Source organism: Bradyrhizobium niftali, assembly GCF_004571025.1.
In the GTDB taxonomy this organism is placed as follows: Bacteria; Pseudomonadota; Alphaproteobacteria; order Rhizobiales; family Xanthobacteraceae; genus Bradyrhizobium; species Bradyrhizobium niftali.
Window position 1 is genome coordinate 1 of the sequence record NZ_SPQT01000128.1, and the last position, 885, is coordinate 885.

1 protein-coding gene is annotated in these 885 nt (G+C 57.5%); it reads left to right on the top strand.

The window, feature by feature from the left end; genetic code table 11:
- Window positions 1–479 precede the first annotated feature (479 nt).
- The coding region (locus tag E4K65_RS46725; protein ID WP_135179722.1) for a transposase at window positions 480–885 on the top strand (406 nt) is incomplete at its 3' end.

Sequence of the window (885 nt, forward strand, 5' to 3'; positions counted from 1 at the left end):
CTGGCTCGAACACAGGAACTGCGAGGTAGGAGGAGCATGCGATGACGTAACCCCATCAACAGGTTCCAGCCGAGGTCTGCGAGAGGATGAGACGAGATGGAGGTTCGGTCTTCCCGGCGCATGCGAACACTGGTGACCCAAATGGCCCAATCGAGGCCTGTCCGCTAATGAGAACGCACGCGCGCTGATATCCATGATGGCCCGGAGAAAATGCTCCAATCAAAGGCCGGATACATTGATGCAAGACCACTCACCACCTGATCGACGAACCTCTTGCTACGCACGGCCGGACCATACACTTGGGTCAAAAGCTGCGGTAGGCCCTAAGCTGAACCGACGCCCGGTTTGCCGTTGAGAGCGGGCATAGGACAGGCTCGAGCGAACTTCGGCTAAGGGCCGATTTTGTTGCAAAAGTCGGTTGAGACAGACCGCGAACCGTGATTCCGTTGTGTTGACGCGAATCTCGGCGAGGTCGATCTATGATGGGCCGTGTGAAGAGTGACCAAGGTCAACTGTTCTACGAGTTTCATCTTGGCGACGCGGTTCCTGAAGATCATCTCGTGCGGAAGATCGATGCTGCTCTCGATCTGTCCTGGCTTCGCAGTGAACTAGCACCTCATTATTCGTCCATGGGTCGCCCGTCGATCGATCCGGAACTGATGATCCGGATGCTGGTCGTGGGATATGTCTTTGCGATCCGTTCGGAGCGGCTGATCTGCCGTGAAGTGCAGGTGAACCTTGCCTATCGCTGGTTCTGCAAGCTCGGGATCGAGGACGCTATCCCGGATCATTCGGCGTTCTCGCGCGCCCGCAACGAGCGCTTCCGCGAGGGAGATGTATTTCGCCACATGTTCGAGCGGGTCGTGGAGGCGTGCATTGCGGCCG